19 protein-coding genes and 2 pseudogenes are annotated in these 20,876 nt (G+C 59.9%); 7 read left to right on the forward strand and 14 right to left on the reverse strand.

The features are described from left to right. Positions 1-27: 27 nt before the first annotated feature. Complete coding sequence (locus tag FJ974_RS29380; protein ID WP_413468371.1) at positions 28-1,512, forward strand: trimethylamine methyltransferase family protein; 1,485 nt, start codon at positions 28-30, stop codon at positions 1,510-1,512. A 73-nt stretch (positions 1,513-1,585) separates the two neighbouring features. On the opposite strand, the gene FJ974_RS29385 is transcribed toward FJ974_RS29380, so the two are convergent. From FJ974_RS29385 to FJ974_RS29405, 5 genes are all read right to left on the reverse strand, one after another. Beyond that, positions 1,586-3,112, reverse strand: a complete 1,527-nt coding sequence (locus FJ974_RS29385; protein WP_210240724.1) for an ABC transporter permease — start codon at positions 3,110-3,112, stop codon at positions 1,586-1,588. Further along, a complete protein-coding gene (locus FJ974_RS29390) occupies positions 3,099-4,229 on the reverse strand; it encodes a quaternary amine ABC transporter ATP-binding protein (RefSeq protein ID WP_413468372.1) in 1,131 nt (376 codons plus the stop codon). Before FJ974_RS29390 ends, FJ974_RS29385 begins: the two co-directional genes overlap by 14 nt. A 107-nt stretch (positions 4,230-4,336) precedes the next feature. Beyond that, entirely contained in the window at positions 4,337-5,302 is a 966-nt protein-coding gene (locus tag FJ974_RS29395; RefSeq protein ID WP_140537628.1) for a glycine betaine ABC transporter substrate-binding protein, read from the reverse strand. A 172-nt stretch (positions 5,303-5,474) separates the two neighbouring features. After that, the gene (locus tag FJ974_RS29400) at positions 5,475-5,828 is read right to left on the reverse strand and encodes a Rieske (2Fe-2S) protein (protein ID WP_140537626.1); all 354 of its coding nucleotides are present in this window, start codon (positions 5,826-5,828) and stop codon (positions 5,475-5,477) included. Positions 5,829-5,839: 11 nt separating this feature from the next. Continuing rightward, complete coding sequence (locus FJ974_RS29405) at positions 5,840-6,922, reverse strand: amidohydrolase family protein (RefSeq protein WP_140537625.1); 1,083 nt, start codon at positions 6,920-6,922, stop codon at positions 5,840-5,842. A gap of 126 nt (positions 6,923-7,048) precedes the next feature. On the opposite strand from FJ974_RS29405, the gene FJ974_RS29410 reads away from it, so the two are divergent. The 3 genes and pseudogenes from FJ974_RS29410 to FJ974_RS29420 all read left to right on the forward strand — a co-directional run. Further along, on the forward strand, positions 7,049-7,909 hold the full coding sequence (locus FJ974_RS29410) for a LysR family transcriptional regulator (protein WP_140537623.1): 861 nt from the start codon (positions 7,049-7,051) through the stop codon (positions 7,907-7,909). Positions 7,910-7,996: 87 nt separating this feature from the next. After that, the gene (locus FJ974_RS29415; RefSeq protein WP_140537621.1) at positions 7,997-9,055 is read left to right on the forward strand and encodes a hybrid-cluster NAD(P)-dependent oxidoreductase; all 1,059 of its coding nucleotides are present in this window, start codon (positions 7,997-7,999) and stop codon (positions 9,053-9,055) included. A 253-nt stretch (positions 9,056-9,308) separates the two neighbouring features. Beyond that, positions 9,309-9,425, forward strand: a pseudogene (locus FJ974_RS29420) (thermonuclease family protein); the annotation flags it as partial. A gap of 320 nt (positions 9,426-9,745) precedes the next feature. Here FJ974_RS29420 and FJ974_RS29430 read toward each other — a convergent pair. The 4 genes and pseudogenes from FJ974_RS29430 to FJ974_RS29445 form a co-directional block, all read right to left on the reverse strand. Next, positions 9,746-10,063, reverse strand: coding sequence for a YMGG-like glycine zipper-containing protein (locus tag FJ974_RS29430; protein WP_140537619.1), 318 nt, complete (start codon positions 10,061-10,063; stop codon positions 9,746-9,748). Positions 10,064-10,304: 241 nt separating this feature from the next. Then, positions 10,305-10,449 (reverse strand): annotated as a pseudogene (locus tag FJ974_RS30510) (type II toxin-antitoxin system HicB family antitoxin); the annotation flags it as partial. Next, positions 10,382-10,582 carry a glycosyl hydrolase 108 family protein gene (locus tag FJ974_RS30515; RefSeq protein WP_413468373.1) on the reverse strand — a complete coding sequence of 67 codons (201 nt, stop codon included), beginning with the start codon at positions 10,580-10,582 and terminating at the stop codon, positions 10,382-10,384. The pseudogene FJ974_RS30510 and the gene FJ974_RS30515, both read right to left, overlap by 68 nt. A 464-nt stretch (positions 10,583-11,046) precedes the next feature. Then, the gene (locus FJ974_RS29445; RefSeq protein WP_140537617.1) at positions 11,047-11,961 is read right to left on the reverse strand and encodes a hypothetical protein; all 915 of its coding nucleotides are present in this window, start codon (positions 11,959-11,961) and stop codon (positions 11,047-11,049) included. Positions 11,962-12,502: 541 nt separating this feature from the next. Here FJ974_RS29445 and FJ974_RS29450 point away from each other — a divergent pair. Both FJ974_RS29450 and FJ974_RS29455 read left to right on the forward strand, forming a co-directional pair. Then, on the forward strand, positions 12,503-12,799 hold the full coding sequence (locus FJ974_RS29450; protein ID WP_140537615.1) for a hypothetical protein: 297 nt from the start codon (positions 12,503-12,505) through the stop codon (positions 12,797-12,799). Continuing rightward, positions 12,775-13,230 (forward strand): hypothetical protein, encoded by a 456-nt coding sequence (locus FJ974_RS29455; protein ID WP_140537613.1) that lies wholly within the window; start codon positions 12,775-12,777, stop codon positions 13,228-13,230. Before FJ974_RS29450 ends, FJ974_RS29455 begins: the two co-directional genes overlap by 25 nt. A 707-nt stretch (positions 13,231-13,937) precedes the next feature. Here FJ974_RS29455 and FJ974_RS29460 read toward each other — a convergent pair. From FJ974_RS29460 to betI, 5 genes are all read right to left on the reverse strand, one after another. Next, the gene (locus FJ974_RS29460; protein ID WP_140537609.1) at positions 13,938-15,998 is read right to left on the reverse strand and encodes an ABC transporter permease; all 2,061 of its coding nucleotides are present in this window, start codon (positions 15,996-15,998) and stop codon (positions 13,938-13,940) included. 14 nt (positions 15,999-16,012) lie between these two features. After that, a complete protein-coding gene (locus tag FJ974_RS29465) occupies positions 16,013-17,143 on the reverse strand; it encodes a quaternary amine ABC transporter ATP-binding protein (protein ID WP_226891677.1) in 1,131 nt (376 codons plus the stop codon). A gap of 42 nt (positions 17,144-17,185) precedes the next feature. Further along, on the reverse strand, positions 17,186-18,121 hold the full coding sequence (locus FJ974_RS29470) for an ABC transporter substrate-binding protein (protein ID WP_226891678.1): 936 nt from the start codon (positions 18,119-18,121) through the stop codon (positions 17,186-17,188). Positions 18,122-18,181: 60 nt separating this feature from the next. Next, entirely contained in the window at positions 18,182-18,991 is an 810-nt protein-coding gene (locus tag FJ974_RS29475; RefSeq protein WP_140537607.1) for an SDR family oxidoreductase, read from the reverse strand. Between the two features lie 111 nt (positions 18,992-19,102). Beyond that, the gene (gene betI, locus FJ974_RS29480) at positions 19,103-19,732 is read right to left on the reverse strand and encodes a choline-responsive transcriptional repressor BetI (RefSeq protein ID WP_140537606.1); all 630 of its coding nucleotides are present in this window, start codon (positions 19,730-19,732) and stop codon (positions 19,103-19,105) included. Positions 19,733-19,815: 83 nt separating this feature from the next. Between betI and FJ974_RS29485 the strand changes: the two genes are divergently transcribed. Beyond that, complete coding sequence (locus tag FJ974_RS29485; protein WP_226891679.1) at positions 19,816-20,868, forward strand: helix-turn-helix transcriptional regulator; 1,053 nt, start codon at positions 19,816-19,818, stop codon at positions 20,866-20,868. Positions 20,869-20,876 lie beyond the last annotated feature (8 nt).

Raw genomic sequence — 20,876 nt, forward strand, 5'->3', positions numbered from 1 at the left:
GGCCGTTCTGGAAGGCAAGGCCACCGCATGGCCCAGCTCGCGCCGCGGCGGCCTTATATCAGCCGCCGCATCGGCACTTTCAACATCCTCAACGAAGAGGGGTTGAGCCTGATAGAGGCAAATGCCGATCGGCTTCTCAAGGAGGTCGGCATGGAGTTTCATGACGATCCCGAAATCCTAGATATCTTTCGCGACGCCGGCGCCGACGTGCAGGGCACTAGGGTGCGCTTCGAGCCTGGTATGTGCCGCAGGATCATCAGCGCCACCGCCCCTTCACAGTTCAAGCAGCACGCCCGCAACCCGGCGAACACGCTGGTGATCGGCGGTGACAACATCGTGCTCTGTCCATCCTGGGGGCCACCATTCGTGCATGATCTCGATCGCGGCCGGCGCTATGCCACGATCTCGGACTTCCGCAATCTGGTGAAGATCCATCAGATGATCCCGTATCTGCACCACTCGGGCGGCGTCGTTTGCGAGCCTGTCGACCTGCCGGCCAACAAGCGGCATCTCGACATGCTCTACACGCATATCCGTCACTCGGACCGCGCTTTCATGGGTGCGTTCATCGGCTCGCAACGAGCGCAGGACGCGGTCGACATGGCCAAGATCGTGTTTGGCGCGGATTTCGTTGCCAATAACGGCGTGCTCTACAACGTGTCGAACACCAACGCGCCGCTGGTGCTCGATGCCAACATGTCCGGCTCGCTGAAGGTCTATGCCCGCAACAACCAGCCGGTCGCCTGCACGCCGTGGACGTTAGCCGGTGCGATGAGCCCCTGCACCGTCGCCGGCACGCTGGCGCAGGTGCTCGCCGAGGCGCTTGCGTGCCTTTCGCTGGTCCAGCTTATCAATCCTGGAGCACCGTGTCTGATGGGGAGCTTTGCAAGCACCATCTCCATGCAAAGCGGCGCGCCGACGTTCGGCACGCCGGAAGCGGCAAAGATGGTTTTGGCGGCCGGTCAACTGGCGCGAAGGGTCGGTGTCCCATTCCACACAGTCGGCACGCTTTCAGCATCCAAGCTGCCGGACGCGCAGGCGGAGCAGGAAGGGACCTTGGGGCTGCTGATGTCGCTTCTCGCCGGCGCGAACGTCATCAATCACGCGACGGGATGGCTGGAGGGAGGGCTTGTTACCGGCTTTGAGAAGACCATCATCGACGCCGATCTTTGCGGCAAGGTGATGAGTCTGTTCGAAGGCATCGACCTGTCGGTGAACGCGCAGGCGATGGATGCCATTGAGGAAGTCGGGCCCGGGTCGCATTTCCTCGGCAGCGCCCATACACAGTCGAACTTCCTGTCGGCCTTCTACCGTTCGACGATCAGCGACAACAATTCGTTCGAGCAGTGGAATGCCGAAGGCGGCCTGGATGCCGCCCAGCGCGCCAATCGCCAGTGGAAGAAGCTTCTAAGCGACTATGTGGACCCTAGCCTTGATCCCGCAATCGATGAAGAGCTGCAAGCTTTCATCGCCAAGCGTAAGGAGAGCATGCCGGACCAGGATTATTTCTGAGCGCCGAGTATTGTCGTCCTGGTGGCGGCCGGTTCCGCGAGGTGTTGGCCGGCGCCCGAAAAGCAGCAGGCCTCTACTTGGCCCTTCCTTGCACGACACGGTCAATGATCATGGCACAGAGAAGAATGGCGAAGCCCGCGAGCAATCCCTGCCCGACGGCCGCATATTGAAGCGCATTGAGGACATCTTCTCCAAGCCCCTTGGCACCGATCAGGGAAGCGATGACCACCATCGAAAGGCACATCAGAATGGTCTGGTTTATGCCGGCCATGATGGAAGGCATGGCAAGCGGGAGGTCGACCCGCGTCAAGAGAAACCATCTTGTAGCGCCATAAGCCTGCGCGGCCTCTCTTATGGCTGGCGGGACGCCCTGCAAGCCGAGTGCTGTCAAGCGCACGACCGGTGGCGTGCCGAAGATCAGCGTGGCGATGACGCCGGGCGGCTTGCCGATGCCGAACAAAGCGATCACCGGGATCAGGTAAACGAAGGCCGGCATGGTCTGCATGAAGTCGAGCACCGGCCGCAAGGCCGCGTAGACGCGCGGCCGGCGTCCGCACCATATCCCAAGAGGTATTCCGATCGCGAGGCAGAGAATGGCCGATGTGCCCAACAGGGCAACCGTTTCCAGGCTCTTTTCCCAAAAGCCGAGGACGGCGAGATAGGCGAGCGCTGCGGCGGTGAAGATTGCGACGCGCGGGCCGGCCAGTTGCCAGGCCAGGGCGAGAATGATCGCCATCGTCACTGGCCAGGGCATGCCCGTCAGGCCATAGGCCAAGCCATCGAGCACCAACGATATTGCGCCTGTGATGCCGCCGAAAAAGCCGTCCCCGAGATGCGACACCGCTGCCATCAGGCTGTCCAGCCCCGATGACAAGGCGGCCTGCCACTCGGGGTTTGAGGGCGCAGCAGTGAGCCAGACCGCTGGTGTCAGCGCAGCGAAGCGATATGCCGAAAGTCCATAAGCCGCGATACAGAAGGCAAAAGCACATATCGCCAGCGGGTTATTGAGCCCACGCTGAAGCGTCGGCTTCGAACGCCAGCGCGCGAAGCGTCGCTCGAGCGTCCGATTGCCGAGGAAGCCGGCGATCAGCCTGGCGAGGAGCAAAGTGATAAGCCCGGACACAATTACAAGCGGCGCCTTTGCCTTTGCGGCCTCAACCTGCAGCCTCGCATTGCTGGCAGCTTTGTCCAGAGCGGCCGCTGATGATTTCAGTCCTGCGGCATTGTCCGCCCCCGCCGCCTCGGCGGCCTTGGCCTGTTCCGCGCGCGCCTGCGCCTGCTTGGTGACGCGTTCGGCTCGCGCTTGCTCGACCGCGCCGAGGTTGCCAGCTGCGCCGACGCCGATCTGCACCACGGCAAGCATCTCCAGGAAGAACGTGAGCCAGAACAGCAGCGTGATGCCTCGGGCTGCGGCCCATACCGGCCCAAGCAGGGCGGCCCCCAGGTTGAACGGCCAGACGGCACCAGAAGCCCGCCGGATGCGGGCGAACACCTTTGCGTAATAATCCGGATTGCGGACGACGAATTCCCGCACGAGCCCGTCTTCTGCCGGTTGAGCCTGTTCTATGGATCGCACGGCGACCGGATCATGGGCGTTCACGGGTCTCTCCTTTTCGCAAACCGTCGAGCAGGATCTGCCTGTCAATGACACCGACGACAAACCCATCGCGATCAGTCACAGCGAGCGGTGCGGCATCCTGTGCCGCGAGTTCGACGAGTTCGGCCAGAGATTCCCGGCAATCCACTCTGCGCAACCGCTCCAGGTCCGGCTCCGGATGATACCGGCTCCTGAAATTGTCGACCGACTCCATGATGCGCCCGGCGGTGATCACTTTCAGGCGCGAGATGTCGGCGACGAATTTCGCCACATAGTCATGCTTCGGTGATGTGACTATCTCCTCGGGCGTGTCGATCTGGACGATCACGCCGTCTTTCATGATCGCAATGCGGTCGCCGATCCGGATCGCCTCGTCGAGGTCATGGGTTATGAAGATCACTGTCTTGCCCATCGAGCGCGAAAGGCCCAGGAACTCGTCCTGCAGCTGCCGCCTGATCAGCGGATCGAGCGCGCTGAACGGCTCATCCATCAGCAGGATCGCCGGATCGGCAGCCAAAGCGCGGGCCAGTCCTACGCGCTGTTGCATGCCGCCTGAGAGTTCATGGCAGTAACGATCCCCCCAGCCCGATAGGTTCACCTTGGCGAGCGCCGCCTCTGCGGCATCGAATCTGCGCTGCTTGTTAGCCGCCTGGATCTCCAGCGGGAGCGCGACGTTGTCGCGCACGGTCCGATGCGGAAGCAGACCGAAGCTCTGGAACACCATGGCCATCTTACGGGACCGCAATGCCCGCAACTCACCGGGCGACTTGGCCATGACGTTTTCACCATCGACAAAAATCTCGCCGGCGGATGGCTCAAGCAGGCGGTTTATATGGCGGATCAATGTCGATTTGCCACTGCCCGACAGACCCATGACGCAGAAGATTTCACCCGGCCGAACCGAGATGTTGACATCGGCTACGCCCACGACACAGCCGAAGCGCTGGGCGACTTCGTCCTTGTCGAGGCCGTCGCGCAAAATCGCCGCTAACGCCTCCGGCCCGCGGGCGCCAAAGATTTTCCAAACGCCCTTCATGATGATGGCGGCAGCGTGGGTTGCCACGGCTTCGCGGTCCGCCGAGCCGGCTCCGCCCGATGCGCTGACCGGTGCGGCGTCCACCGGCTACAGCTCCCGTCCGATCACGGGCTTTAGCGGCCTGGCGACAATGCAGGCCCTTTTGGGGCCTGCATTGGCCCTTTTGGGGCCTGCATTTTCCGTCCTCGACTTCAATGACCGAACCATTTCGCCACTTCATCAGAGTGCGCTTTGATCCATTCCTTCGCCACATCGTCTGCCGGCTTCTTGTCGACGATGATAGCGTAGGCCCATTTGCTGATGTCGTCCGGATTGAAAGTAATCCGATCCAAAGCGGCAGTCAGTTCCGGCTGCCGCTGCGCCAGCGAGGCTGCATAGGCAATGTGGACGGTGGTGTCAGCATAGGCGGACGACGCTTTCGATTTCTCGAACCATTGAGGGTCCTCGCTCGGCTGCAGCATCACGAACTTGGCTGGATCGTGTTTCGGCTCGGAAAGGAAGGCCAGCTTGTAGCGGGCGAAATTCTGGTGCGGACCGTAGCAGTAGCCGACCCACGGCTTGTCGGCCTTCGCGGCCCGGTCGAGCGATGCCGCAGCTACGGCTTCGTCGGTGACCTGCAGATCGAAGAAATCGGCGAAGCCATAATCACGGGCCCGCACCTTTTCGATGTTGGTCGACTGCCAACCTGAAGCGCCGATCCAGATTTCGCCTTTGCCATCGCCATTGGTGTCGAATATTTTGGCGTTATCGGGATTGGCGAGATCGGCGACGTCCTTGATGCCGTATTTGTCGACCGTGACCTGGGTCACGCAGTAGCCTTGCTTGGCTTCGTAGCCATTCTGCGCGAGTTTTACGGTACCCGCGCCTTTGACATATTTGTCGACGAGGCCCTGCTGGTTCGGTAACCACACGTCCGGCCAGATATCGACCTCCCCCTTGTTGCGGTCCATCGCTTCCCAAATGACCGGTACGGCGGTGGTGGTGACCGTGGACACGTCGAGCCCGAGCTCCTGCTCGGCCGCGTCCTTGATCACATTCATGACCGCCGTCGCGGTGGCGTAGTTTGGGTCCGGCATTGTAACGTCTGCAGCAGACGCCAAGGTGGCGGGCGCCAGCAGCAGGAGGCCAAGAGCCGGTGCAAGAAGTTGGTGTTTCATGATGTTCCCCAGTCGAGTTGCGCTTGTTTTTCAGTTTATTCGTCACGTTAGCGAAACATGCAGGCAATCCATCCCAAATTTGGCCGCATTAGCAAAAACGATGAAGCGCATAAGGCGGCTGAGTTGGCGAAGGATATCCAATCGCTCGTCAAGGCCGCCGCTGACCTGATACTCAGGCCGTGACATAAATGCCCCCGGCCTCGACGGTGACTGCGAAAGTCCGCGCGCGAACGGACGGGTTGACCAAAGCCGTACCCGACTTGATGTCGAATTCCCATCCGTGCCAGGCACAGCGAACGATTTCGTTCTCGCGGTGATAGATGAATTCGGGTCCCTCGACGGGAGCGGTCGTTCCGCATTGCGGCCCTTCGCAGAGCGGAGCGCCGCGGTGAGGACAGACATTCAGCAGCGCATGGAAACTATCGCCGATCCGGAACACGCCGATCGACAGGCTGCGCACCTTGGCGATGAATGGCGTCCCGACCTGGATTTCGTCGGCGCGGCAAATATACGTTTTTTCAGCCATTTGGGTCCTCGTCACGCTGCCGCGGCGGCTTGTGGGCGGGGTATGCGCTTATAGACGTCCAGTGCATTCTGGCCGAGCACCTTGCCGCGCCATTCCGGCGGGATGTGCAACGTGTTGACGTCATCGTAATCCCAATGCGGATAGTCGGACGCAAACAGTAAAGTGTTCTCCCCGTCCATCGCCTCCAGGATCGCCCAGAGGTGGTTGACGTTCGACGGCTGCTCCAATGGTTGGGTAGAGAAGCGTATGTTGCGCCGGCTGTATTCCGATGGCAGCATCTTCAGCCATGGCGTCTCTTTGCGGAGGGCTTTGTAGTCGGCGTCAAGTCGCCAAAGCACCGAGGGGACCCAAGCTATGCCGCACTCGATGAGGACGAAGTAGAGATCCGGCCATTTCTCGAACACACCATGCGCGATCATGCTGGCGACATGCGACATCGCCGACATATGCAGGATCGCATGGGTCTCCCAGAAGAAAGTGGTGGGCGCGGGCGCGACGGCGTTCCAGTTGATGCCGCCATGTCCGCCAAGATGTATGGCGAACGGCAAGCCTACCTCGGCGCAGGCTTCGAAGATCGGGTGATAGAACGGATCGCCGTATGGCCGGACCGAACCCTGCGAGGCCAGAACTTGCGCCATTCTAGGATGCGCGCCGAGCCGCCGGATCTCTGCGGCCGCAAGGCGTGGGTCCTGCGGCGCGATGACGATGGAGCCCATGAAGCGGCTGTCTTTCGGCAGCCATTCGTTGATCTGGTAGTCATTATAGGCGCTTACAAGCGCGCTGGCGTAGTAGGGATTTGCCAGCGTCGAAGCTTCGATCGGTTCGTCGCCAGTCAGGATTGCCACTCCGATATCGTATTTATCGAGGTGCTTGTCCTTCATGATCAGGTAATTGTCGGCCTCGACTTTCGGCCGCACATCTTTGCGGGAGAAATCCTGCGGATGAAACCAGGGACGATGGCCGTGCGGAAAGGCACCGACAGGGCCGGTCTTCTCGCCTTCGATGAACATGTCCTTCCACACGCCCGACAGGTAAGGCTCCAGCACCGTCGCGCTGGACCAGTAATTGTGGCAATCGCAATCGACTATGAACACTTTTCCCTCTTTGATGATGTGGCGCCGCTGCACGCCCTGGGTCCTGCACCGAACTTCCGCCTTGTCAGTGTTTGGATCAAGCGTATGATCGGGCGGATTCGATCGTAAAAATCGATTGGCTGGCCTATGCAACTGGAACAGGTCGAAACCTTTCTGGACATCATCGAGTCGCGGAATTTCAACCGGTCGGCGGAGCGCCTCGGGCTGACTCAATCGACGGTCAGCACCCGCATCAAGAACCTGGAATTCGCCGTCGGATCGCAGCTCTTCCACCGCGGCCGGGCCGGCGCCGAGCCAACAGCGGCAGGGCGGCGTTTTGAGACTTATGCGCGCTCGATGCTGTCGACCTGGTCCCAGGCGCGTCACGAGGTGCGCGCCTTCAACAGATTCGAGGGAAGCCTGCGGGTCGCTGCCCAGGTCGGCATGACCCGCTCGATCCTGCCGGGTTGGCTCGAAATGCTGCTGCAAGTCTTGCCCAGGTCCTCAATTCATGTCGAATCCGATTATTCGCCGCAGATGATATCGGATCTGAGCCTGGGAAATCTTGATATTGCGGTGATTTATGCTCCTCGCTACCTGCCCGAGATCACATACGATCAGCTCATGGTCGAGGAATATGTGATGGTCTCGACCACGGCGCGCAGGCTTTGCGATGTAAGCCCGGACAACTACATCCGACCCGGTTACACGGTGGCGCTTGAGAAGGCTCATGCGGAGGTGCTGCCAAACCTCACCGCGTGCCGGCTTTCGATGGGCTCGGAGACGTTGGCGGACAATATGCTGAGGCGGGCCGGCGGCACATGCTACATGCGCGCCGACGATGCGCGTCGCTTCGCCGCCGAGCGGCCCTCCTCCCACATCGTCGAAGAAGCTCCAACGCTGCATCAGCCAGTCTATACGGCGGTCCTCGCACGACGCCGGCATGAGCCGATCATCAAGAAAGGCGTCCGCGCGCTTCACCTCGCTGTCATGTCGCTGGAAAGTTGATCGATATCATCGATCGTAAACACCTGGAGGACCTACTGTATCGAACGCAGGTCTGCTGGCAATCTCGGCCCGTCAAACGCGAGCCAGATGATGAACGCCTTCAGTTCCTTCTCCTCTTCCTGCCGCTCCGACCGCTCCAGCGGGCCCTTTACGCTGATCTGTCGCCGAGTCATTCAGGAGACGCACGACGTAAAGACCTTCGTCTTCTCCCCAAAGAGCGGGCAGGCGGCCCAGTTCAAAGCTGGCCAGTTCATCATGCTCAATCTGGTGATCGACGGTGCTCCGGTCATGCGGAATTACTCGATCTCGTCGCCACCGACGCGGCCGGGTGACCTGAGGATAACGGTCAAGCGTGTGCCCGGCGGCCTCGCTTCCAATTGGCTGCACGATAATCTCGAACAGGGAAGCGAAATCGGGATCGATGGCCTGTCCGGCGGCTTCAACTGGGATGACCTGGCGAGTGAGCGGCCGCTTTTCCTATCCGGCGGCAGCGGCATAACGCCAGTTATGTCGATGCTGCGCACGCTCGCTGACAATGGTTGCGACAAGGACATCTGCTTCATCCATAGCGCTCGCTCGTCAAAAGATATCATCTTCCGTGAGGAGCTTGAGGACCTGGCACGCGACCACTGCAATTTTCATATCCATGTCCTCTGCGCCAAACCCGAAGATAAGTGGCGCGGTCCGGTCGGCCTGGTCGACGAGTCGATGCTGCTAAAGCTTGCCCCCGATATTCGGGAGCGCAGCGTTTATGCATGCGGGCCCGAGCCCTACATGAAGGCGATCCGAGGGGCCCTCCACAGCATCGGCCTGGATCCTGATCGGTGCCATGAGGAGAGTTTCGGCGGCTTGACAAGGCTGGCGCCGACGTCGTCTGCGAACCAAGCCGCTTCAGTGCGTTTTGCCCGGTCAGGCATAGGCCATCAATGCCGTTCGACACAGACGCTGCTTGAAATCGCTCGGAACGTTGGTCTGTATCTTCCCAGCGCGTGCCAGCAGGGAATTTGCGGAACGTGTCGTGTGCTCAAGCTCAGCGGCGACGTGGAAACGACCGATCTCGGCGGCCTCAGTGCAGAGGACAAGGCTGAGGGATACGTACTCGCCTGCTGCACCCGCCCGCTCGGGGAGGTTACCCTGGACGTTTAGCCGCGGCAGGAATCCCAACCGTGAGATGATTCTCGCGCAAGACTCGGGATCAGTTGACGTTCTCTCCCAAAGCTGACGTTCTGAGGCTTTCATGTATCAGCAAGGCGGGCCGCTCGGGGTAGCTCAGGATCGCTAGTCGCACTCTGCGGAAAGTCACTGGAAGAGGACCGGCGCGTCCCCAGTCGCGGCCTTGTCTGCTGATTGGTCAGAACAGCCAAGCGCTCTGTGTCAGAGTGCAGGGCGGCGAGCTCATTATCACGTGCCAGGCCAAAAATATTACAGCGTCACTGTGATCAGCCAAGCCAAGGGCGAAAGATGGTTCTGCTCGGAAGCGGAGGCCGTTGCGGCTGGTTGGCGACGGTCGAACCGAGCGATAATTGGGGGCACATCGCCTTCCAGTAGCGGTTCCAGCCTGGCGAGATATCGATCACGTCGCGCGCCTTGCGGTCGGCCGCTTCGTGGAAAGTGGTGAACGCCTCGATCTGGCGGATGCGCAGCCGGTTGCGCGATTCATAGTTGAGCAGCCGCTTGGCCGCCTGCTTGCTTCGAGTTTTCAGCGTGCCGGCGCGGCTCGTCGTCATGCGACCTCCGCGAAGGCCCGCCCGCATCAGACCTTAGCCTAGCCGCAGCATATGGGCAAAAGTGACAGGTCGGGGCAATGCTCCGCCGACCTGTCGGGCTTGTACGGCCTCAATAATTGCCGTTGTAATATCGGTCGTCGCAGGGCGCAGTGTAGATCCGGCCGTAGCGGTCCTGGTAGCGGCAGAGCTGGTCGCCGCGACGCTGCGGCGTGCTGGCTGAGCCGACCACAGCGCCAAGCAGAGCGCCGCTTGCGGCACCGATGACGGTGCTCTTGGTATTGCCGCCAATCGCCTGGCCAACCAGCGCGCCACCAGCGCCGCCAATCAGCGCACCGGTTGTGGCCCGCTGCTGGCCCTCGGTCTGCGTCTCACAGCCGGCGAGAGCGGCGGTCATGAGCACGGCCACAATAGCCCTCTTGATAATCATCACGAAAACTCCTCTGAAACCCCAAGGGACTAAGAAGCAGGGGCGAACGAGGGCTGAACTGCGATTGCATTGCGGCGGAACGGCGGCATGCCGGCTCACGAAGTGAAACACGGTTTCGCGGCCGTTGAAGACCATGGTTTCCAAATCAGAAAGACGATGCGCACGCCGGTAAGTTGTTGCCTTTGTACTTTGCCTTCGATGGCACAAGGATAAAGGTCATTACACGGTGGTTCTGACGCCAATTTCTCGGTCGAAGAGGGCTCAGGAACGGGCTCGCCAGCTTCGATAAGACCCTCGACATGGAAGGCCAAGCCCTGTTCAGCGAGTTGACGTGCCTCGTGAAGGCTTCCACCTGCCGTAACGCCTGATAAGTCGGGAAAAGACACGCCAAAGTCGCTGTCTTCCTTGCTTATGGATCAACTTGCGTAGTGACGCATATGTTGCGAGCGGGACGCCGCGCATCGTCGCGCTGCCGGGATCGGCGGGGTTGTCCGACCAGCCGCCCTCGGATTTGAGCACGAGCGCAAGCGCAAGCGCAAGCGCAAGCGCCCGCGCAAAGTTGCGGTCTATGATGATCTTCCTTGGTGTGGGAGAAAAATTTTGCCGGCGAACGTGCCGGCGTCCAATCCGCGCTTCAGAAAAGTCTTAATTAACATATGATAATGTTGGTGGACGGTGGGTGGGGACCCGCCGGGCGGTGTTCATAAATGGGGCAGCGGCGTTGCCTGGCACGCCGAAGGGGTTTGGGGCAAAATGGCGTTTTCTGAAACAGGCGAGTGCCGGTGTTGCGGCGGCAGCGGCATGACGTTCGAATGCCCCAGATGGCGAAGCTCGAACGGCCATTGCTGCCCGGCGGGCACGCATCGGCAGCGGTGCCCAGGCACCAGCATACGCTGTGCCGAGTGCGAGGGGACGGGCAAGCCGGGGCACGCCTCCGAGGCCTATGCCACGGCAAGCACCGCCTGAGGATTGCTGTCGCTCGGTCAGACCTCGATCAGACGTTCCGACGGCCCGCCAAGATAGCGCGACCAGATGTGGTCGGTCAGCAATCGCCGGTATTCGGGAGCCGTGGACGGTCCCATATACGAGGCCTTGCCGATATGCAGCATCGCCCCGTCCAGGATCTGGTATTTGACGTCGAGCTGGCCGAGATGGATGGGCAATTCACCCTCGCTCGCCAGTTCGAAACAGTCGGACGAAAGCCGCGAATAGATCGGATCCCAATTGCTGCCGCCGGTATCGAGACCACGGGCGCCGTTCCCCCTGAAATCCAGGGCCAGACCTTGGAAATCATGATATCGGAAGAAGCACAGCCCCGCCCAAAGGAACCAGCCCGGATCGTCTGCGGACCTGGTGAACTTGTAGTTGGAGGCGGAAATGAGCTTCAGGCCGTAGCCGGTCTTGCCCGCCATGCGCGCTGAAATATCCAGCGGCGCGATCGGCAGGCAGTCGTGATCGAGGAAGCCGAATGTCTCCGGCTTCAGGTGGCGAACGATGTTGTAATAGATCCAGTTCATAGCGTTGCCGTGCGAGCGGCTCGGGTGACGCTCCGGATTCCTCGGCAAGCCGAAATAGGGAACGCCTCTGGCCTTGCAGACCATCTCGATGGCGCGCCTGGCCTCCGGCGACCTGGAATTGTCGACAACGACAAGCAGCATTCCGCTTGCGTATTTCTGCCAGCCCTTGGTCAGGGCATCGACGACCCAGGGGGTGTTGAATGCCACGACGAAACATAAGCGGCTTGCTCCGGTCATTCGCAGTTCATCGGCAAAAGCGCGCCCTCTGGCGGGGCTCATCAGCCGAAAGAAACGGTAAACGAGCCAGTCGCGCGTCAGGATGAGGCTGTAGATGACGGGATTGCTGCGGAACGCCGCCACAAACTTTTTCGAAAGCCGCATTTTTTCACTATCCCCCGGGATCGTCCCGCCGCGCTATAGAATGAAAAGAGCGGGATGGAAATGGCGCGTTGGTGGGGCAGCACGGAAGCCGATGCGCACCAGGTGCGTATGAAGGCATAAGAGATTTGAGTTGCTCGACAGCAGTCGGGAAGCCGCTCAGACAGAAGGTAGCAGAGGTTACTGAATAAAGGACGTCTTTGGTTACATCGCCTATGGCGATAACGAGCCCGAGCCGGTTCATCAATTCTTCAGTGCATACGGCGATGTGCCAATTGCTCAGCAGATTGCAAGAGCTGGTCGATATCGTCTCTGGCGAAGGGCCGTGGACTTATGGCAGCAGCGGCACATTCGTGCCGGAGGCATTCGCAGAATCGAAGCGACCGAGCTTAGCCGCCTCGGAGGCGACGCGCAGCCTGGCAAAAATTGCAGCCTTGAGATGTTGCTTGGGTCGTGGGGATGGATTGACGGCGTTGAGTTGCGCACTTGTTGGCGATGATGTTAGCAATGCTTTCTCAGCAAAAAATCAGGACGTTCTCCCGACATGCATGTCGTTCAAGACTCATACGAAACCGGCATCCCCACACAGTTTTCTGCTGTCAGAATTTTTCAGGACGAATGGGTCTGCGCCGTGCCTGGGGCTGGTGTAGGCACGGTTCCGCTATTTCAAGACGCCAGAGTACAGTGGGCCATCGAAAAGGCTGGCGGTGTGGCCGGGAAGAGAATTCTTGAACTCGGCCCGCTAGAAGGCGCCCATACCTACATGCTGTCTCAGGCCGGCGCGACATCGGTGCTAGGGCTGGAGGCAAATACCCGGTGTTTTCTCAAAACCTTGTTGTGAAAGAGGCGCTTGGGATCAAGAACGTGCGTTTCCAGTTCGGCGATTTCGTTCCTTGGCTCGCCAAGAACAACGATCACTTCGACTATATCCACGCCGCGGGCGTCCTCTATCACACGGTCGATCCCGTCGCTGTCCTCGACGCAATCTGCAAGGCTACCGACCAAGTCTACGTTTGGACACACTATGCCGACATGGCCGCCATGCCGCAAACGGATGCGCGATACGTCGCCGTCGAGGGAAGTCATGCCCATGGCGTCGACTATAAGCTGTACCGCCGCCAATGTCCGACGACGCCTTCAACAGACCCAAAGTTCTGCGGCGGCGTCCACAAAGACCCAGCGTGGCTGGAAAAGCCGATGATTCTGCACATCCTTCACGAACACGGCTTTAAGATAGAAATCGCGCACGACGAGCCTCTACACCAGAATTGACCATGTTTCTCTGTCTTTGGGCAGCGCTAAGCCCCAGCCATTATTCGGTTCCAGGACTGCCCAGCAACGCCTGACGACCAAAACTGGGAACGCCTTCCCGTCGTCTGCATCCAGGGTTAAGCGCAATTTTTTCGGTTTTGCCGCGTGCAGCGCAATAGTCGCCTCACGACTTCATTTGTATGCAAACAAGGTTTCGCAAAGGGAGCTAAATCTCCGGATCCGGTGGAGGCCCGAGTATCGGCTTCAAATCCGCTCGTTTCAACAGCTCGATCGACTGTTGGATGGTTTGGCGCGCTTCGGCGATCACGTTGACGGTCTCCTCAAGAAGCTTTCGCCTTTTCTCTTGAGCGAGTCTCGCCTGCATGAGATAGAGGGTGACATCCCAATCCACCATCGCTTGTAACGGGCATGGGCCAAGAAAGGTTCCATAGCTTAGCTAAATTGTTGAATGCCGACCTGTCGAGGATAGTAGTCCTATTTTGCGCCAGGTCTGTCATAGTCGCCATTCGAGCGCATTCTACCGGCGGGGAGCGAGGGGTCTGGACAGATCACAATCGTTCTGACCACTCGGGCAAGCGCACTGGCACCAGGCACCGTCGCGCATCTATCGGCCAGCTGCCAAAGCGGCTCGTCTTCGCCACGGCCGCGGCGGCTGCGGCGCTGATCACCCAATTCGTCATGCGAGCCGCATTTGAGGCAGCAAGTCGTTAGCGCGATGATTTGACCGTGGTCGAGACAGTCGCCCGCATGATGCGGTCCGTGATCATCGCGACGAATGCTATCGACAGGCCAGCAACCATGCCCTGCCCCGCGTCCGCCTTGCTCAGCGCAATGTACACCTGCTGTCCAAGATCTTTGGTGCCAACGAGCGCTGCTATGGGCAGCATCGACAAGGCGGCCATGATCGTCTGGTTGACTCCCAGAACGACGACTGGCTTGGCTACGGGAAGCTCGACATGAATCAGACGTTGCCAGGCGGTGCAGCCGATCTGTCGGGATGTCTCCACGAGGTCCGTCGGTACTCCCCTTATTCCGTGCTCCACATAGCGGATGGGCGGCACGATCGCATACAGCACGATCGCGATCAGGCCAGTCAGCTCGCCCACCTGGAAAAACATCAAGGCAGGGATGAGAAAAATGAACTGAGGCATGGTTTGAAGCGTGTCACAGACGGGCTTCATCAAACCCGAGACCCGGTCGCTCTTGGCCGCCGCTATCCCGAGAAGTCCGCCGGCCAAGGTGCATATCAGCACGGCGAGAAGGCAAAGATAGAGGGACTGCCCCAGGGGGATGTAGAGGCCTGTACTCACCACAAAGGAGGTACCAATGACGGACAAGGTAGCCAATCGCCAACCGCCAACCGACCAACCAAGAGCCGTCACAACCACAATGAAGGCGAGCCAGGGAAGCCCGTTGAAGCCGAAGAGAAGGAGGGCTGATATGAGCAAGACGCCAGTGGCCAACCGCCATCGCTCCCCGAACCAAAGCCAGGCTGAAATCGTCAGCGCAGTTACGCAATAGACCGCATTGATTTGAGGCGTCCATGCAAAGCCCCAGGTGAAAGGCGTTACAGCGCCAATCAGGCCAGTCCGAAGCGGCAGCATGAAATGGTAGAGAACGAAGACCTTGAAGGCGTCAAGCGGCGCTGAAAAATCATGCACAAGCCCAATCACGACGCGGTTCAGGAGGTCTGGATTGATGACACCTTGAACCTTGTCGATCAAGGCCATATCCCCAGGGGAAGCATGCAACAGCGCGCCGATAAGCAGGGGTACAACCAGAAGAACCCAGGCCGGTGCCCAAGCGGGACGCACGTGGCTACGCGGGTTAGCCAATCCAAAGGTGATCCGATCGACGACCATCGCCAGCACGGCGATCACGAGGCCGGACAGAAGGCTCTGGCCAAATTCGGCCTTGCGCATCGAGTTGAGGACTTCCCATCCGACGTCATTGAAGCCGCCGATGACGGCCGCCATGATGACCATGCTGAAGCTGGCCATGGTCGTCTGGTTGATGCCCGTCAGTATCTCGCGCTTGGCGGTCGGCAGCACCACATGCCAGAATCGCTGACCCCTTGTGCAACCAGCCATGCTGCCCACTTCCAGGAGAGCGACGGGAACGCCGGCAAGCCCCAGCATCGTGCAGTGAACCATCGGCGCGACCGCGTAGACGACGCATGCGATCAACCCGACGATCGGTCCAAAGCCGAAAAGCAGCAAAAGCGGAATCAGAAATGCGAAGGCCGGAACCGTCTGCAACAGATCGAGCATCACCATCGTCATGCCGTGAACGTACTTCGACGAATGGGCTGCCACTCCAAGCAGGAAGCCGAAGGTGACGGCAATCGGCACAGCCAGAACGACCATGGAGAAGGTGTTCATTCCCTGCTGCCAGTAGCCGGCAGCGACGATGTAGCCGAGCGCGGCCGCAATGAACAATGCGAGCCGCCAACCTCGCGCCAGCCAGCCGACGAACGCGAAAAGGGCGAGCGTCGCCGGCCATGGCATCCACCGCAGGGTGGCGCTGCACACGTTCAAGGCAGCGCCGAGTACCCCCGCCAGGAATCTGCAGGGCGGGGTTAGAACCGGAATGATTAAGTCAAATATGCCATTTACCAAGGATGCGACCGGCAACAGCCAGGCCGCTGGATAGTTCAAAATCCATGGCGCAGACGCCCGCGCGGCAAGGCAAAGCGCAAGGAAGGCGAGAACACCGAGCCACACCCATTGCCTTAACCTTATGGGCAGGCTCTCGACAGGCGCAAGCATGGCCTCCTGGGCGCTCACGTTGCTCCTCGCTGCGTGGTGTCCTTTGCCAGAACCTTCGCGATGACCTCGGAGGTAAGCAGGCCTACTGGTCCCTTGCCCTCGCGTGTAATCACGAACGATCGAGTACCGGCAATGCTCTGCGGCAACAGAGCCTCGATCGGCATCCATTCATCAATCTGGTGAGCCCCCTCGCCTGCATTCCAGTTGCCGGGAATCGCCTCCATGACGGAGCCTGCCGTCACGACCTTTGTGAGAGAAATTTCCTCGGTGAAGCTTGCAACATAAGAATCCACCGGATGAAGCATGATCTGCGCCGGAGTCCCGATCTGAATGATCCGGCCTTCGCGCATGATTGCGATCCTGTCAGCCAAACGGAAAGCTTCCTGGATGTCGTGCGTGATGAACACGATGGTCTTCTGGAGCAGGCGTTGCAGCCGCAGGAATTCGTCCTGCATCTGGCGCCGGATCAGGGGATCGAGAGCGGAGAACGGTTCGTCCAGGAACCAGAGTTCCGGACCGACCGCCAGCGACCGGGCAATACCGACGCGTTGCTGCTGCCCTCCGGAAAGCTCGTGCGGCATGCTGCGCTCGCGGCCCTGCAGGCCAACCAGCGCTATCATTTCCTCGCCCTTCCTGATCCTTTCGGCCGGCGGCATTCCCTGCATGCGCAGCGGAAAAGTCACGTTGTCGAGCGCATTGAGATGCGGCAACAAGCCGAAACTTTGAAAGACCATGCCCATAACTTTGCGACGGACTTCCACCATCCGGCGCTCGCTGGCTGCCAAAAGGTTCTCTTTGCCAAGCCAGACCTCGCCATTCGTTGGCTCCACCAGACGCGACAAACATCTCACCAGCGTCGATTTGCCCGAACCGGAAAGCCCCATGACGACGAAGATCTCGCCTTGTTGGACCTCGAAGCTCACATCCGCCAAGGCAAGGAAGTGCCCACTCGCTTCCAGCCGACGCTTCAATGCGGCAGCCGGCTCGGTCGACGAGAGCGCCGTGTCCAGCGCTTTGGTGGGACGATGTCCGTAGATCTTCCAAAGGTTGCGGCATCGAAGCTTGGCGCTTGGCTTGTCGGCGCTGCCTGCTCGATCAGCTAGATTGGTCATGTCGAACTTGTCTTCGCTGGTTTTGAAAAGCACTGAACCTGGGCTGCCACCCAGATTCAGCGCGATCGGGTCCCTTCAGTTTTGAGCTGCCTTCAGCCAGTCCTGCCAATCGCTTTGATGCTGATCCAGCCAGCCATCGACCGCCTGGTCCAGGTTCTTGCCCTGCTTGTCGACGGCATAGATCATCTTTTGCTGGTCGTCCGCATGGAGCTCGAGTGACTTCATCATCTGGTAGCCAGCGGGCCACTTCTGCCCGAAGCCGGCCCACACCACCTTGATCACCGGCGGGGCGACGATGCATTCCGCGAGGTCCTTCTCATCGCAAGGCGGCATTTTGAGCCATTCTACCGGTGTCTCAGCCAACACCCAATGGGGAGACCAGAAACGCATCAGCAGCGGCTTGTGCGCTGCGACAGCGGCTTGAAGCTCCGCAACCAACGCTCCCTCCGAGCCGGCGGGGACAGGTGTGAATGGAATATCGAATTTCTTCAGTTCCGCTCCGCTTACAGACCCCCAATCCGCAGGGTAATCGAGCAGTCGGCCGTTCGGGAAGGTCTCTGGCGTTGCGAGCGCCTGCACGCATGATGGATTTTTTAGCGCGGACCAATCGGGCAATTCGGGACATGCGGTTTTGGTGTCGCTCGTATAGATCCAGCCGTCGCGGCTCTGCAGGCCGAGTTCGCCGATCTCCTCGAGCTTCCCTTCCGTCTTTGCCTTGGGATAGACATCTCCCAGATTGCTTGGCCAGACCTCGGGAGAAAGGGCCAATGTGCCATTTGCGATCCCGGTGAATTGCGGCAGCGTCCCTGCGGTGACGTATTCGACCTTGTAACCCAGTTTCTCCAGCAGCTTGCCCGCAATGTGGGCGGTAAGGTTCTGGCCGGTCCACTCGTTGATCGCGATCTTGATTGCCGTGCCTGTATCGCCCAGCGGCTTTGCAACCGCCAAAGGGGCACTCATGAGTGCGAACGCGATCGGCATCGTCAAAACGGTAAGCTTGCGACTGTGCATTCTATTCCTCCCATGGTGGTCGTTCTTGTTGACGAAAACCGTCCTTCCAGGCGGGGCGCGTCAGCCCGTCATATGCCGCGGGGGAGCGCTCACCGGAGCGAAGATCCCTGCCAGCATGCCGCCGTCGACCGGCAGTTCCGCACCGGTGACCAAACGGGCCGCATCCGAAGCAAGGAACAAAATCGCCTCTGCTATATCCAAGGGCACTGGCAATCTGCGCATGGGCACCGCACCGCTCAAGCCGGCAATTGCCGCTTCGCGCCCGCCGACTTCCTCGGCGAAGCTGTCCAACATCTCAGAGTCGACATAGGTTGGATGAACCGAATTACAGCGGATGGGCAGCGCGTTCGCCGCACAGTACAGCGCGACCCCTTTCGTCAGCAGCCGCACAGCCCCTTTGCTCGCGGCATAGGCTACCGCATCATCGGCTGCGATGTTGCCGTAGATTGAGGATATGTTGACGATCGAGCCCGTATTGCCTTTGTCTTTCATCGCGCCGACGGCTGCCCGACAGCCCAGGAAAGTCCCGGTTGCGTTGACGTCCATTGTCCGGCGCCAGTCCGCGAGCGAGTATTCGATGAAATCGCCGTCGCTCCAGATGCCCGCACAGTTGACCAGAACGTCGATCCTTCTGGAGTTCTGAAGAACTGCCTCGACCGCAGCCGACCAGGATGTCTCCTGCGTGACATCGAGCGCGACAAAGAATGCCGACTCTCCGATCACGGCCGCAGCTGCCTCCCCCCGGGCCAGGTCGATGTCGCCCAGGAACACTGTTGCCCCTTGGCGGGCAAAGAGACGTGCCGTCTCGCGGCCAATTCCGGAAGCCGCTCCAGAAATGAGAGCTACTTTTCCGGACAGCCGCGCAGCCATGAGATTGCTCCTTCGGTTAAGGTCTGCAAAGCGTATTGAATTTCGGGAGCCCAACAATGGTGCCAACGGTCACCATGACAAACGCTCTGCACGCCGGGGAACGACAACGGCTCAGCCCGATTGCAAGCGTGAGCCTGTCCTAGACAGATGCTTGTCCCACGCTATGTGGGGAATCCGGTGAATAAGGTAGTCGGCCAATTGCGCGAGCGCTTCGGAAGCAGCGAGCTCGCCAGGCCGCAACCCCAGCCTTAGCCAAAGCCCATCGATCAGCGTCGTTATGCCCAGCGCCACGGTTTCACGCTCATCGACTGGAACAATCGCCGCCAAGGCGCTGATCAAATTCGAATGCATCCGGGCATGAACGACGCGCTGGATTCGCGCCAGCTGCGGCTCCCGAGGGACTTCAGCACACAATGCGAGCCAGGCATGGCAGATACCCGGGGTGAAGAACGCGGTGGCGAAATTGCCTTCGATGATCGCCCATAGCCGCTCCTCCGGACTTCGTGCCAGCCGCATCAAGCGAATGACCTCATCCCGCAACAGCGAATTCGAATGCCTCATCGCGTGCTCGAAAAGCTCCTGCTTGGTTTTGAAGTAATGATGGACGATGCCCTTGGAGGCGCCGGCCCTCTGGGCGACTTTTTCCACGGTCGCTCCGGCCATGCCTTCCTTTTGAAGGACCTCATAGGCCGCGTGGCGCAGTTCGCGTCGACGGATATCACTTATTTTTGTCAGGCTCATTAGCCGACATTGACATATCTGGCCAAAGGGATCAAGAATTGGCCATCCGACCAATTTCCGATCCGATAGGCCAAGGAGGAGAGATGAACGTCCATTCTCCAGTAAGCGCAGCGGGATTCGAAGTTCCCTACAGCATGGCCAAACTTGGTTTCTGTGACGCCATCGGTCGCGCGAGCGCGGCAATCGGCGACGAGACGTTTTACGACAGGCTCCTGGAGGTCCTGAGTTCCCTCGTCGACACCGACCTCCTTTCCCTGGTGCGGTATTCGAGCTTTGGCGCTCCCGACCTGATTATTCCTCGGGAAATTCGCAGCGAAGTTGCAGCGCCTTACGACTCGGGCCTCTACGCTCTTGACCCGTTTCATCACTATTGGCGTGAGGTTGGAGTGCCCGCCGTTTGTTCGCTGCGCAGGCTGGCGCCGACGGATATGTGGAAAAGCCGTTATGCCTTGGAGTTCCTGCGCGCTGCTCGCATAAGCGATGAGATCGCGGTCTTCCTTCCGCCCATTGGCGGAGCCAGTCCGACCCTCATTGTCGATCGGGCCGAGGGCGAGTTCGCCGCGGCCGAGCTTGACCGCATCGACAACGTATTCCCTCTCCTGGCGGGGCTGCATAGTGCCCATCTCAAGGCCATAATAAACCATGGCCTGACGGCCGACGCGGCCGAGAAGCCGTTGCGGCTCATTGACCGCAGCGGCAAGGAACTTGCGGCCAACAACGCGTGGAAGCGATTGGCGGCGCATCCTGTTGCAGGGCTCGCCGAAGCTTTGGCTGACTTGGCCAAACCCGGCAAAACGCAGGTATCACTTCCCGACGGGCGGCTCGTCGTCAGATCGCCACTGGGGACGGACTTCGGCGCGGCGCCCGGCGGGCTTTGCGACCAGGTCGAAGTGTCCACCATGCATGCGCCAGCCGGATGCTCCGACGGCTGGCTTGCGGGTCTTACCCATCGGGAGAGACAGATTGTCGAGCTAACGCTCGAAGGCCATCCAATCGCCAGCATAGCAAATCGGCTCGGGGTCAAGCGCGGCACCATCAAGAACCATCGGCTGCGCCTCTATCAGAAGCTCGACATAACCACCGAGCGCGAGCTCTTCCTCTATTATGTGCAGAACTTGCGAGCCGGTGGGTTCTGAATCAGCCT

The sequence above is a fragment of the Mesorhizobium sp. B1-1-8 genome, assembly GCF_006442795.2.
Taxonomy (GTDB): domain Bacteria; phylum Pseudomonadota; class Alphaproteobacteria; order Rhizobiales; family Rhizobiaceae; genus Mesorhizobium.